The organism is Simplicispira metamorpha (assembly GCF_004341365.1).
GTDB classification, from domain to species: domain Bacteria; phylum Pseudomonadota; class Gammaproteobacteria; order Burkholderiales; family Burkholderiaceae_C; genus Simplicispira; species Simplicispira metamorpha.
The window spans coordinates 158,312-171,962 of record NZ_SLXH01000002.1 but is presented as its reverse complement, the minus strand read 5'-3'; the positions used below and the strand labels follow the sequence as shown (position 1 = coordinate 171,962).

At 62.5% G+C, this 13,651-nt stretch carries 8 protein-coding genes; 4 read left to right on the top strand and 4 right to left on the bottom strand.

Annotation, left to right across the window (positions count from 1 at the left end):
- Window positions 1–60 precede the first annotated feature (60 nt).
- The gene (locus tag EV674_RS02030; protein ID WP_165887061.1) at window positions 61–1,713 is read right to left on the bottom strand and encodes a GMC family oxidoreductase; all 1,653 of its coding nucleotides are present in this window, start codon (window positions 1,711–1,713) and stop codon (window positions 61–63) included.
- A gap of 40 nt (window positions 1,714–1,753) precedes the next feature.
- Window positions 1,754–2,233 carry a sugar dehydrogenase complex small subunit gene (locus EV674_RS02025; protein WP_119011868.1) on the bottom strand — a complete coding sequence of 160 codons (480 nt, stop codon included), beginning with the start codon at window positions 2,231–2,233 and terminating at the stop codon, window positions 1,754–1,756.
- 425 nt (window positions 2,234–2,658) lie between these two features.
- Between EV674_RS02025 and gltS the strand changes: the two genes are divergently transcribed.
- Window positions 2,659–3,885, top strand: a complete 1,227-nt coding sequence (gene gltS / locus EV674_RS02020) for a sodium/glutamate symporter (RefSeq protein WP_119011867.1) — start codon at window positions 2,659–2,661, stop codon at window positions 3,883–3,885.
- Here gltS and EV674_RS02015 read toward each other — a convergent pair.
- Together EV674_RS02015 and EV674_RS02010 are read right to left on the bottom strand one after the other, a co-directional pair.
- Window positions 3,869–5,200 (bottom strand): mechanosensitive ion channel family protein, encoded by a 1,332-nt coding sequence (locus EV674_RS02015; RefSeq protein ID WP_241524847.1) that lies wholly within the window; start codon window positions 5,198–5,200, stop codon window positions 3,869–3,871. The two genes, gltS and EV674_RS02015, sit on opposite strands and share 17 nt — an antisense overlap.
- Window positions 5,201–5,378: 178 nt before the next feature.
- Window positions 5,379–7,025 carry an acyl-CoA synthetase gene (locus tag EV674_RS02010; protein WP_119011866.1) on the bottom strand — a complete coding sequence of 549 codons (1,647 nt, stop codon included), beginning with the start codon at window positions 7,023–7,025 and terminating at the stop codon, window positions 5,379–5,381.
- Window positions 7,026–7,113: 88 nt separating this feature from the next.
- Between EV674_RS02010 and dnaG the strand changes: the two genes are divergently transcribed.
- From dnaG to EV674_RS01995, 3 genes are all read left to right on the top strand, one after another.
- Window positions 7,114–9,057 (top strand): DNA primase, encoded by a 1,944-nt coding sequence (gene dnaG, locus EV674_RS02005; protein ID WP_119011865.1) that lies wholly within the window; start codon window positions 7,114–7,116, stop codon window positions 9,055–9,057.
- A 258-nt stretch (window positions 9,058–9,315) separates the two neighbouring features.
- Complete coding sequence (rpoD, locus tag EV674_RS02000) at window positions 9,316–11,640, top strand: RNA polymerase sigma factor RpoD (RefSeq protein ID WP_119011864.1); 2,325 nt, start codon at window positions 9,316–9,318, stop codon at window positions 11,638–11,640.
- Window positions 11,641–11,670: 30 nt separating this feature from the next.
- Window positions 11,671–13,650, top strand: a complete 1,980-nt coding sequence (locus EV674_RS01995; protein ID WP_119011863.1) for a tetratricopeptide repeat protein — start codon at window positions 11,671–11,673, stop codon at window positions 13,648–13,650.
- Window position 13,651 lies beyond the last annotated feature (1 nt).

The following is a 13,651-nucleotide window of genomic DNA, read 5'->3' as shown; positions in this document are numbered from 1 at the left end:
GAGGCAAGGGCTGAAACCTGGAGCCAGGAGCGTCTGAGCATGGAATTCTCCAAATGTGAATCAGGCGACAGCGGCAAACCGCCCTGTCGAAAGGTCTTTGCGCAAGGCGGGCAAGGCACGCATGCCCAACGCCGCCGCAGTCAAAGTGGGGGCATTGATGGGCATGGTCGGAAAGTTGGCTGTTCCGACCACAAACAAGTTGGCATGGTCGTGGCTGCGGCACCAGGGATCGACCACCGACTGGCGTGCATCCGTGCCCATGCGCGCCGTACCGGCAATGATGGCCGTAGCCACCGATGGCTCGTCGCTGACCACATCCGTACAGCCCAGGGCTTTGGTGATGTCGTTGTGGCGCTGGCGTGCCTTTTCAATGGCGCGCAGGCTGTATTCATCCACCGTGAAGCTCACCCGTGGACGTGGCATGCCACTGCTGTCACGCAGCTCAGGGTCAGGCTGGACACGGTTGTGCGCCATGGGCAAGGTTTCCACCGAGCTGTTGATCGCCAGCTCACGCGCGCATTGGTCGTTCAGCGCAGCCGTCAGCTCGCTGCCACGCAAGCCGGCCTTGATCAAGTGGGCGCTGCGCTGCATGGGCCCCAGGCCAGTGCGCCAGCCCCGGTTCAAAAACGAGGTGCCGATGGCAGCATGCTCCTTGCGCACGGGGCCATCGCGCAGCTCCAGAATGCCAGCGGTGGTAGTGGGTGCGCGGTAGGTGTAGAGGGGCTGGCGCGTGAGGGCACGGGTGTCCAGATCGACCTGCCCCATCAGGTAGCGCCCCACCGCATCGCTGCGGTTGGCCACGCCTTGGGGCGCATGGGGCTGGGCGGAGCGCAGCAGCAGGTTGGGCGTCTCGATGGCGTGTGCTGCCAACACATACAGTTTGGCGCGGGCCGTGGTGCGGCTGCCGTCGGCACGGCGAATCCGAACGCCCTGGATCAGGCTATCGGCACCCACCTCGATGTGCTCGACCAGCGTCTGCGCCAGCAGGCGTGCGCCCGCAGCCTCGGCCTTGGCGACATGGACGCTGGCGTCGTATTTGGCACCAATAGGGCAAATGGGCACGCAGCTGGCACTGCCGCAGCAGGGCGGACGCCCATCAAATGGCTCCGAGTTGCGGGCATGGCTGAACGGCCCCACGGAGTAGCCCAAAGGCGCCAGCGCATCGCGGATCAACTTGTCAGCGTAGGTCATGGGCACGGGCGGCAGGGGAAACGGTTTGCCGTGGCGCGGCCCGCCCTGGTCAAACGCGTTGTCCCCGGCGGTGCCCCATTCCCGCTCGATGAACAGGTAGTGCTCCAGCAGGTCTTCATAGGCCAGGGGCCAGTCCTGGCCCACGCCGTACAGGGTTTTGGTCTTGAAGTCGTCAGGCCGAAAACGCGTGGAAAAACCCGTCCAGTGCCAGGTGGTGCCGCCCACCGCGCGCATGAAACTGCCGCCAAACACTTGGGGGCCCGCCTGCACCATGTAATCGTGCGCGTCCATGGGGTGCGGTGCGTAGGGCTGGCTGGGGTATGGCGCGTTGGGGCCTTTGACCGCAGAGTCGTAGAAATGCTGAGCCGCGCTGGCGCGGTCGATGCGCGGCCCGGCTTCCAGAATCAGCACGTTGGCGCCTTGGCTGGCCAATTGCCAGGCCATCAGGCCACCGACGGCGCCTGCACCGATCACGATGACATCGGCCGACAAGGATTCACTGGGGTTGTTCTGGGAGTTCATAGCAGGACAGAAGTGTGGAAAAAAGACCCGGGCCCACCATTCAGGCCGGTGCGTCTGCCCAATAGCCAAAAGCGCCACCACAGACACCCGGCGGTTTGGTGAACGACAGGGTGGACCACACCGGTGCATCCAGGTAAGTCAGCACGCGGTCATTGCCGACCATGCCGGACATCCACAACTGCAAAGCGAATTCGGCCACCTCGCGCAACGGCTTGCGCAGGGATGCGGCAATCTGCTCACCCGCAGGCAACTGGGCCAATGCGAGCAGTGCCTCCCGTTGCGCGCTGTCCAGGTGCTCTACCAAAACTGCGAGGTATTGCCGTGCCAACGCCTCGTTGGCAATGCGGGTGCCTGCCAGGGCATTGCACACTGCCGTGAAGGCTTGCACCTGGCTGGCAGAGATGCTGTCCGCACCAGTGGCCGCCCAGGCCCCGGAACTGGTGGGTGCAGCAATGGCTGCCACGCAGCCCGACAGGGCCAGCAAAAATCGGCGACGCGAAGCAGGGTCTGGCAAAGGCATCCGGGGTTCCTTGGAAAAGTTGAACTGACAGGGGTCTTGGCGTGTGGATTGGGTTCAGTTTTTACATGCTCTCACACTGCAAGCCAACAAGAGATTGCACCAAACACCATTGCAGCGCACCAAAGCAACAGTCTTAAATAGTATGTTTTTGGCCTCAAATCCTTTTGCAATAAGCGCCTACAGCTCCTTATTTAGGAGCAAAAGAAATCCTCCGATCCAAGCTGCACCGTGGCCCCTCACCGCCGCCACACAGGCACCAGTCAGGCATGCCAGGCCAAAGCCAGGCGATGCCATCGCCGCAGATGGATGGCCGTTATTTACACTCCCCGACCCCGCAGCGCTGCCCGGCTACCCGCACGGCGGCTCGCCCTGCCCCATGCGGCCCTGTGCAGCGCCTGCTTTCCGAACCCCATACCCACCCTTTTATGCATTTGAGTTTCAGTACCTACTACACCTTGATATCGGCCGCCCTGGTCTTGCTTGTGGGCAAGTTCCTGGTGCAAAAGATCAAATTTCTGCGGGACTTCAACATTCCTGAACCCGTCGCTGGCGGGCTGGTGGCTGCGGCGGCACTGTTCACGCTGCACCAGGTCACGGGCGCCACGTTCAGCTTCAGCAGCGATCTGCAAAGCGGCTTCATGCTGGTGTTTTTTTCGTCCATCGGACTGAGCGCCAATTTCTCCAAGCTGCGCGAAGGCGGCAGGGCGCTGGTGCTTTTTCTGCTGGTCATCGCCGTGTTTATCGTGGTGCAGAACGCCATCGGCATCGGCCTGGCAAGCGCCTTGGGCCTGGACCCGCTGGTGGGGCTGATCGCCGGCTCCATCACTTTGATTGGTGGCCATGGCACGGCGGGGGCCTGGGGCCAGGTGCTGGAGCGCGACTTTGGCGTGCAGGGTGCCGTCACCCTGGGCATTGCCTGCGCCACCTTTGGTCTGGTCATTGGCGGCCTGATCGGCGGGCCGCTGGCCAAAGCGTTGATCACGCGCTACCAGCTGTCCACGCGCAGTGGGCAGACGCACGACAACCAGGCGCCGCTCACGGAGGCATCGCCCAACGCCGAATTCGAGTACCCCGACCAAAACCGCCTGATCACGGCCAACGCTGCCGTCGAAACCCTGGCCCTGTTTGCGGGCTGCCTGGCGTTTGCCGAGTTCATGACAGGCTATTCCCAGGGCAAGTTTTTCCAGCTGCCCACATTTGTCTGGGCGCTGGGTGCGGGCGTGCTCATCCGCAATACGCTGGACTACGTGTTCAACATCAAGGTGTTTGACCGCGCCATTGACGTGTTTGGCAACGCCTCGCTGTCGATCTACCTGGCCATTGCGCTGTTGTCGCTCAAGTTGTGGGAGCTGGCGGGCCTGGCGGCGCCGCTGATGGTGATTTTGGCCGCGCAGACCATCGCCATGGGCCTGTACGCCGCGTTCGTGACGTTTCGCATCATGGGCCGCAACTACGACGCCGCCGTGCTGGCCGCCGGGCACTGCGGTTTTGGCATGGGCGCCACGCCCACCGCAGTGGCCAACATGCAGGCCATCACCAACCAGTACGGCCCTTCACACAAGGCTTTTCTGATCGTGCCGATGGTGGGCGCTTTCTTCATCGACATCGTCAATGCCGCCATGATTCAGGTGTTTATCAAGCTCCTGCACTGATGGGGCCATGGGGCTCTGCCCCAGCGCCGGGCCATGCTGCCTCGCGCTGGCCCGGCAGCCCCATGCGCATATCGTTGCCGCTGGGACTTTGGTACAGGCGCAGACCAAACTCGGGCAGGATGGCCAGCAGGTGGTCAAAGATGTCGCCCTGCGTGGCCTCGTAGGCCACCCAGGCCGTGGTGGCCGTAAAGCAATACAACTCCAGCGGCACACCCTCGGGCGTGGGCTCGAGTGTGCGCACCATCAGCGTCATGTTCTGGTGGATGCGCGGGTGGGCGCGCAAATAGGCTTCAACGTAGGCCCGGAAGGTGCCCAGGTTGGTCAGGCGCCGCTGGTTGGCGGGCAGATCGGCCTTGTCGCCCAATTGTGCGCGCGCCTGGGTGTTGGCCTCTTGCACGGCCACGGTCTTGGCGCCCATGTAATCGTGCAGCAGCTCAAAGCGCGAGAAATAGGCCATCTCGGCCACATCCAGAAAGCGCACCGAGCTGGCGTCCAGCCGCAGCGTGCGCTTGATGCGTCGCCCACCCGATTCGCTCATGCCACGCCAGTTCTTGTAGCTCTCGCTCACCAGCCGCCAGGTCGGAATGGTGGTGATGGTTTTGTCCCAGTTCTGCACCTTGACGGTGTTCAGGGCAATGTCGATCACATCGCCATCGGCGCCCACCTGCGGCATTTCGATCCAGTCGCCCAGGCGCAGCATGTCGGTGGACGACAGCTGCACGCCCGCAGTGAACGACAGGATGGTGTCCTTGAACACCAGCATCAGCACCGCCGACATGGCCCCCAGGCCCGACAGCACAATCAGCGGCGAGCGGTCCAGCAGCGAAGCGATGGTGACGATGGCGCCCGCCAGCACCAGCACCAGCTTGCCCAGCTGCACATAGCTCTTGATGGAGCGCGCCTTCAGCGCCTCCGCCTGCCCGTCCTGCGGCGCACTGCCTTGCTGCTGCAACAGCAAAACGGCGTCCAGCATGGCCATGAGCGCACGCACCACCTGCACCACCATGAACGCCATGGCCACGTTGCCGACCACGGTGGCAAAGGTGGGGTCGAGGTGCGGGATGCGCTCCACGCCCAGCTGCACCACCAGCGAGGGCAGCACGCGGGCCATGCCGCGCAGCACGTCGTCGTGCAATGCCACTTCGGTCAGCCAGGTCTGCGCCTGCTGGCGCACGCGCCGCAGCACGGGCATGAACAACAGCAGCGCCAGCAAGCGCGTGGCCGTGGCCAACAGCAGCAACAGCGCCAGCCCGGCGGCAGCTTGCACCCAGGGCTCGTAGCCGGTCAAAAAATTCAGTGGCAGTGGTGATGGCAACGGGGGCTCCTTTCGGGGGCAAAAAACCGGGTGTGACCCGCCCAGGCGGGCGCCGGTTCCATGCACCGCCGAGCATCTGCCCGCCCCAGGCAGCCTGCCACGCCTGCCTTTATTAATGATAAAAGAAGGCTCTAGCGCCCGCAGGACGGGCGCTAGCAGCTATGCTTTCAGGAGCAAATCAGACGTTGATGGCAGCGGCTGAACCGGCTTGTTTGCGCAGCTCGAACTTCTGGATCTTGCCGGTGCTGGTCTTGGGCAGTTCGCCAAACACCACGGCGCGCGGCACCTTGAAGCCAGCCAGGTGCTTTTTGCAGTGCGCCACGATGTCTTCCACGGTGGTCTGGGCGCCCATCTTCAGTTCGACAAAAGCGCAGGGCGTCTCGCCCCACTTGGCATCGGGCTTGGCCACCACGGCCGCCGAGAGCACATCGGGGTGGCGGTACAGCACGTCTTCGACCTCGATGGAGGAGATGTTCTCGCCGCCCGAGATGATCACGTCCTTGCTGCGGTCTTTGATCTTGATGTAGCCATCGGGGTATTGCACGGCCAGGTCACCGCTGTGGAACCAGCCGCCCGCAAAAGCGTCCGCCGTGGCTTCGGGGTTTTTCAGGTAACCCTTCATGGCGATGTTGCCCTTGAACATGATCTCGCCCATGGTTTCGCCATCGTGGGGCACGGGCTGCATGGTTTCGGGGTTGAGCACGCTGGCGGCGCGTTGCAGGTGGTAGCGCACACCCTGGCGCGCGTTGAGGCGGGCGCGCTCGCCAATGTCCAGCGCATTCCAGTCCTCGTGCTTCGCGCACACCGTGGCCGGGCCATAGACCTCAGTCAGGCCGTACACGTGGGTCAAATCGAAACCCAGGGTTTCCATGCCCTCGATCATCGACGCCGGTGGCGCAGCGCCTGCCACCATGGCCTTGACGCCAGCGGGCACGCCTTCTTTCAGGGCTGCGGGCGCGTTGACCAGCAACCCGTGGACAATGGGCGCGCCGCAGTAATGCGTGACGCCGTGCTGGCGGATGGCATCAAAAATGGCCTGCGCATCGACGCGGCGCAGGCAAACGTTGACGCCGGCACGCGCCGCCACCGTCCACGGAAAACACCAACCGTTGCAGTGGAACATGGGCAGCGTCCACAGGTACACGGCATGCTTGGGCATGTCCCACTCCATGACGTTGGAGATGGCGTTCAGCGCCGCACCCCGGTGGTGGTAGACCACGCCTTTGGGGTTGCCGGTGGTGCCTGACGTGTAGTTCAGGGCGATGGCATCCCATTCATCTGCGGGCAGCTCCCAGGCAAATTGCGCGTCACCGCTGGCCACAAACGCTTCGTAGGTGGTGCTGCCGACTTTCTGGCTGGCGGGGCCGTACACCGCGTCTTCCACGTCGATCAGCAGCAGCGGCGCGGTGCTTTGGCGCAGCGCCAGGGCCTTGGCCATCACGCTGGCAAATTCGGGGTCCACGATCACGGCCTTGGCCTCGCCATGGTCGAGCATGAAAGCGATGGTTTCCGGGTCGAGCCGGGTGTTCAGGGTATTGAGCACGGCGCCTGACATGGGCACACCAAAGTGCGCTTCGACCATGGGCGGGGTGTTGGGCAGCATCACGGCCACGGTGTCGTTCTTGCCAATACCAGCGCGCTGCAAGGCGCTGGCCAGCTGGCGGCAGCGGGTGTAGGTCTGCGCCCAGGTCTGGCGCAGGCTGCCATGCACGATGGCCAGGCGCTCAGGATAGACCTCGGCAGTGCGCTCGATAAAGCCCAAGGGCGACAAGGAAGCAAAGTTGGCTTCGTTACGGGACAGGTTCTGGTCGTAAATAGAGGTCATTGCAGTATCGATAAGGGTAAATGCCGATGACAATCCTAGCGCGTGTAATGCGAAGCACCTCAACTCCTTTGCGCAGACAATACGCACCGTGACCATCCCTCAGGCTTTTATCCAGGAACTGCTAGCGCGCGTAGACGTGGTGGATATCGTCGGGCGCTATGTGCCTTTGAAAAAAGGCGGCGCCAACTTCATGGGGCTGTGCCCCTTCCACGGCGAGAAGTCGCCCTCTTTCAGCGTCAGCCCCTCCAAGCAGTTTTATCACTGCTTTGGCTGTGGCAAAAACGGCAACGCCATCAGCTTTTTGATGGAGCACGCTGGCATGGGCTTCCCGGAAGCCGTGCAAGACCTGGCCCAGCAAGTGGGCCTGCAAGTGCCGGACGATGACATCACGCCCCAGGAAAAAGAACGCGCCGCAGCGCAGCGGCAAAAGCAGGCCACACTGACCGACGTGCTGGAAAAGGCCGCGCAGGCGTACGCCCAGCAACTGCGCACAGCCCCCCGGGCGGTGACATACCTGAAGGGCCGGGGCGTGTCGGGCGCCATCGCCAAACGCTACGGCCTGGGCTATGCGCCCGACGGCTGGCGCCACCTGGCCAGCGTGTTTGCACACTACGACGACGCCTTGCTGCAAGAAAGCGGCCTCGTCATCGTCAATGAAGAAGACCACAAGCGCTACGACCGCTTCCGCGACCGGGTGATGTTTCCGATCCGCAACGTCAAGGGCGAGTGCATCGGTTTTGGTGGCCGCGTGCTGGGCGATGAAAAACCCAAATACCTCAACTCGCCTGAAACGCCGGTGTTCCACAAAGGCCAGGAACTGTACGGCCTGTTTGAAGCCCGCACCGCCATCCGCGAGCAAGGCTTTGTTCTTGTCACCGAAGGCTATATGGACGTGGTGGCGCTGGCACAACTGGGTTTTGCCAATGCCGTTGCCACCCTGGGTACGGCCTGTACACCCGAGCATGTGGGCAAGCTGTTTCGCTTCACCGAGAGCGTGATTTTCAGCTTTGATGGCGACAGTGCGGGCCAGCGCGCCGCGCGCAAAGCCCTGGAGGGCGCCCTGCCCTACGCCAGCGACACACGCAGCATCAAGTTCTTGTTCTTGCCGCCCGAGCACGACCCCGACAGCTTCATCCGCGCCCATGGCAGCGATGCCTTTGCCCGCCAGGTAGGCCAGGCCATGCCGCTGAGCCGCTTCCTGATCGAAGCTGCGTCGGTGCAATGCGACCTGGGCACCCCCGAAGGCCGCGCGCACATGGCCAGCAATGCACGCCCGCTGTGGTCGGCCTTGCCCGACGGCGCGCTCAAGCGCCAGTTGCTGGGTGAGCTGGCCACCCTGGCGCAGCTGCCCACGCACGACCTGGCCGATCTGTGGCGCCAAACCACAGAGCGCCAAACTCCCCGCACCCAGACCAGCGCCAGCGACACACGCCAGCACCACGCTGAAGACGCGCCGTGGAGGTACGGCAGCAGCAACCAGGCACCCACCGCCCAGACTGGTACGGGGCGCAAAAACTTCAATCGCCGCAAAACAACGGGCAGCACACCGGCCTATGGCGGCCATGGCCACCCCAGCCCCGGTAGCCATACGCCCCCCGTGAGCCGGGCAGACCATGCGGCACGCTTGCTGCTGTCGCACATGGATTTTATCGACGAGCTCTCGCACGAAGACCACGCCACGCTGTGCGCCAGTGGCGAGCCCCATACCGCCTTGTTCATGTGGCTGGAGGGCCAGTTCCATGAACATGGAGCGCAGCCCTGGGCGGTACTGCGTGAGAGCTTGCGCGGCAGCGCCTGCGAACACCTGGCCGTGCGGCTGATGACCGGTGCCCATGCACAAGCCGAAGGCGAAACCCGTGAACTGCGCCAGGAACTGCGGGGCTTGCTCAACCGGATGCTGGCCGAACAACTGCGCACGCAAGAAACCCAGGCTCTGGCCGCTGCCCACAGCGACCCGGCGGCACTGCAACGCTACCGCGACCTACAGACCCGGCGCGTGGCCCTGGAGAGACTGGGTCACCAGTCCTCTTGAAATCTGCTGCGCAGGTACAATGTAGGGTTTTTTCGGCAAGAGCGACAGCAGCACCTCCGGGCCTGGCCACCGTGACACACACGCACAACCGCCCCACCACCGCAAGGACTGCACACCAAATGTTCGCCCAGACATCTTGCCGTTGAGGGCCTGCCCCTCCCGCGGCAAAAGCCTGTGCTTTTGCCCTGCCCCTGCGCCAACAGCTTACCGTGGCGCTTGCGCTCTCTTTGTGTTCATCTTTGACCCCGAGGTTTTCCCATGCCCGCACCAAAGTCCGCGAAGTTGCCCAAGCCCGCCCCAGGCACTGGCGCCGAGGAAACCCCTGCAACCCATCCCAAGCTACCAGCGAATGCGGCACCTGCCTCCACCGTGCCACACCAGCCCGTAGCGGCACCGAAAGCCCTCACCGTGACCAAGTCTGCTGCCCTCTCTCCTGAAGACGTTAAAACCACTGCCGACGAAGCGCCAAAAAAGCGCCCAGGCCGCCCAGCCAAAGCTGCGGGCACCAGCGCCGCAGCCAAAACACCTGCCAAACGTGGACGCAAGCCCAAGGCAGACGCGGACAGCGATTCCGCTGACGATGCTGATCTATCGGACATCGAAGCCGATCTCGAGGGTGAAGTCGAAGCAGAAACCACCGCTACGCCCACCGCAGAAAAAGTCAAACCCCTGCGCATGAAAATCAGCAAGGCCAAAGAGCGCGCCTTGATGAAAGAGTTCGGGCTGGACGAAACCGTGCTGTCCGAAGAGGACATGGCCAAGCGCCGCTCACGCCTGAAAACCCTGATCAAGCTGGGTAAAACACGCGGTTACCTGACCCACGCTGAAATTTCCGATCACTTGCCCGACAAGCTGATCGACCAGGAAACGCTGGACGTGGTCATCGCCATGCTCAACGACATGGGCGTGGCCGTCTATGAGCAAACCCCTGACGCCGAAACCCTGCTGCTGACCAACACCGCGCAGACCGCCGCCACGGAAGAAGAAGCCGAAGAAGCAGCCGAGGCCGCCCTGTCCACAGTGGACAGCGAATTTGGCCGTACCACAGACCCCGTGCGCATGTATATGCGCGAAATGGGCACCGTGGAACTGCTGACCCGCGAAGGCGAAATCGAAATCGCCAAGCGTATCGAAGGCGGCCTGCAGGCCATGATGGAGGCCATCAGCGCCTCACCCGCCACCATCGCCGAAATCCTCAACATGGGCGAGGAAATCCGCGAGGGCAAGGTCGTCATCTCCACCATCGTCGATGGCTTCTCCAACCCGAACGAAGCCGACGACTATGTGGCCGAAGAAGACTTTGACGAATTCGACGAAGCCGACGACGACGACGGCAAGGGTGGCTCCAAGGCGCTGACGAAAAAGCTCGAAGAGCTGAAAAAGCAGGCACTGGAGCGCTTTGACAAGCTGCGCGAGCTGTTCGAGAAAATCCACAAAATCTACGAAAAAGAAGGCTACGGCTCTGCGGCCTACGTGAAAACACAGCAAGCCCTGTCGGCCGAGCTGATGACCATCCGCTTCACGGCCAAGACCATCGAAAAGCTGTGCGACATGGTGCGCGGCCAGGTGGACGATGTGCGCAAGAAAGAGCGCGAACTGCGCCGCATCATCGTGGACAAGTGCCGCATGCCACAAGAGACATTCATCAAGGAGTTTCCGGCCAACCTGCTGAACCTGGAATGGGTGGAAAAGCAGGCCGCAGCCGGCAAACCCTGGAGCGCCGTGATGGCGCGCAACATCCCACCCGTGCAAGATTTGCAGCAAAAGCTCATCGATCTGCAAACCCGCGTGGTGGTACCGCTGTCCGAGCTGAAAAGCATCAACAAGCGCATGAACGAGGGTGAGGCCACCTCGCGCAACGCCAAAAAAGAAATGATCGAGGCCAACCTGCGCCTGGTCATCTCGATCGCCAAGAAATACACCAACCGGGGTTTGCAGTTCCTGGACCTGATTCAGGAAGGCAACATCGGCCTGATGAAAGCGGTGGACAAGTTCGAATACCGCCGGGGCTACAAATTCTCGACCTACGCCACCTGGTGGATTCGCCAAGCGATTACGCGCTCGATTGCCGATCAGGCGCGCACCATCCGCATTCCGGTACACATGATCGAAACGATCAACAAGATGAACCGCATCTCGCGCCAGCATTTGCAGGAGTTTGGCTTTGAGCCCGATGCCAGCGTGCTGGCCGAGAAGATGGAGATCCCGGAAGACAAGATCCGCAAGATCATGAAGATCGCCAAGGAGCCTATCTCCATGGAAACCCCCATCGGCGATGATGACGACAGCCACTTGGGCGATTTCATTGAGGATGGCGCCAACACCGCGCCAATCGACGCCGCCATGCAGGCCGGCCTGCGCGACGTGGTCAAGGACATCCTGGACGGTCTGACGCCGCGCGAAGCCAAGGTGCTGCGCATGCGCTTCGGCATTGAGATGTCCACCGACCACACGCTGGAAGAAGTGGGCAAGCAGTTTGACGTGACGCGTGAGCGCATCCGCCAGATCGAAGCCAAGGCGCTGCGCAAGCTCAAGCACCCCAGCCGCTCGGACAAGCTGCGCAGCTTCATCGACTCTCTGTAACTGCCTGGGCTGGCCCCTGCGACGACGGCTATGAAAAAAACATCTCTGTGGGCGTTCGTTTTCAGCGCCATCGTCCTGGTGGCTGTGCTGGGCATTTACCTGCCAGGGTTGCACAACGAGTTGCTCTTTGATGACCAGCGCCTGGTGGAAGGCACGATTTTCGAAGGCTATGGCAGCTTGTTGGCGTTCAAGCAGCGGATGCTGTCTTATGGCAGCTTTGTCTGGGTGCAAGAGGTGTTCGGGACAGGCTGGTGGAAGCAACGGCTGGTCAATATCGCACTGCATCTGGCCACCGTCGCGGCACTGTATGCGCTGCTGCGCGAGCTGCTGGCACGGGTACGCTTTCCGTCGGAGTTCGAGGCCAGCGGGTATTTCGAGGACTCGCGCACCGCAGCGCTGCGCATGGGGGTGGCGCTGTTTGCCGTCCACCCGGTGGCAGTGTATGCCGTGGGCTATCTGGTGCAGCGCTCCATCCTCATGGCAACGCTGTTGTGCGTGCTGGCATGCTGGTTTTATGTGCGCGGTCTGCTCACCCATGCCAAACACTGGTATTTGTGGGCACTGCTCAGCTACGTGGGCGCCGTGTTGTCCAAAGAGCATGCCTTTTTGCTGGCAGTGATGGCGTTGCCCCTGTACATCTTTATTCGCCGCCCAAGCTGGAAAAAGACCCTGCTGATGGCCGTGGTGTCTATGGCTGTTCTGGGCGTGGCCAGTGCCGTGCTGTGGTCGATTTACGGCAGTGCCTTCGCCACGGCGTTTGATGCCCGCTCACAGGAGTTCATCCGCCAGTTGGAGCTGCTCAGCCCTGGCATCGGTGGGCGCATGTACCCCTTGAGCATCCTCAACGAGGCATGGCTGTTTTTTACCTACGGCGCGCTATGGTTCTTCCCGAACGTGGGCTGGATGTCCATAGATTTGCGACCGGTCTTTCCGCTGTCGCTCACATCGTTTCCGCACATCGTGGGCGGCGCAGGCTATGTGGCGCTGCTGGCCGCCTCGGTGTGGTTCTTCTGGCGTGGGCGCGGTGCGCTGAGCTTTGCCGCACTGTGCCTGCTGTTTCCGCTGCTGCTGTTTTTCACTGAATTTGCCACGGTCTGGGTGCAAGACCCGTTGGTGTTGTACCGCAGCTACCTGTGGGCGATAGCAGTGCCCGGCCTCATCGCCGTGGTGTTAACAGGGTTTTCGCCACGCACCATCTACACCGTGGGCGGTGTGCTGGCACTGCTGTTGTCCGGACTGGCCGCAGAACGCAACCTGTCGCTGCGCGATGGTTTAACGGCTTGGGCCGATGCCGCTGAAAAAATCGACACCAAAGCCCCCGCCAACGCGGTGGGGCGCTGGCAGGCTTTCCTCAACCTGGGTGGCTATCACGTGGAGCAAGGCTCGCGGGCTGAAGCACGCAAGGCGCTGCACACCGCCCTGGCACTGGGCGAAAACAATGGCTATGCCCTGTTCAACCTGGGACTGGCCGACCAGTACGATAAAAAACATGCCCAGGCACTGACCTGGTTTGCACGCTCCGAAGCCAAGGGCTTTGCCATGCCCATGCTGCACTACCACAAGGGCGAATCGCTGTTTGCACTGGGACAATGGGAGCAGGCCTACCAAAGCCTGTCCCAGTCGCTGACCACGCCGCTGAGCCCGCCAGAGCACACCAAATACCGCACCTTGCGCGCAGAAGCTGCCTTGGCCGCGCAGCAGTACGACGTGGCCATCGCCGACTTTGAACTGCTGCTCAAAGACACCCCACGGTCCAGTCGCCTGCTGCAAGGGCTGGGACTGGCCCAGGTGGGCAAAGGCAATGCCCCAGCGGCCTTGGCCATTTTCAACCCGCTGGTCGCCCAAAGCCCCAACGCAGCGGCCTACTATGGCCGTGCCATGGCCCACCTGAAAGCAGGCAACAAAGAAGCCAGCCTGAAAGACCTGGACCAGACCATTGCGCTGGAGCCGGGCAACCCACGCTACCGTGACATCCGCGCCCAAATCGCCGCCGACCGCGCGCCACGCTGAC

What these genes read in the sequence shown, in the direction of transcription:
- rpoD (WP_119011864.1), top strand. Translation starts at nt 9,316, where the DNA reads ATGCCCGCACCAAAGTCCGCGAAGTTGCCCAAGCCCGCCCCAGGCACT.
- EV674_RS02030 (WP_165887061.1), bottom strand. Translation starts at nt 1,713, where the DNA reads ATGAACTCCCAGAACAACCCCAGTGAATCCTTGTCGGCCGATGTCATC.
- gltS (WP_119011867.1), top strand. Translation starts at nt 2,659, where the DNA reads ATGCATTTGAGTTTCAGTACCTACTACACCTTGATATCGGCCGCCCTG.
- EV674_RS02010 (WP_119011866.1), bottom strand. Translation starts at nt 7,025, where the DNA reads ATGACCTCTATTTACGACCAGAACCTGTCCCGTAACGAAGCCAACTTT.
- EV674_RS02025 (WP_119011868.1), bottom strand. Translation starts at nt 2,233, where the DNA reads ATGCCTTTGCCAGACCCTGCTTCGCGTCGCCGATTTTTGCTGGCCCTG.
- EV674_RS01995 (WP_119011863.1), top strand. Translation starts at nt 11,671, where the DNA reads ATGAAAAAAACATCTCTGTGGGCGTTCGTTTTCAGCGCCATCGTCCTG.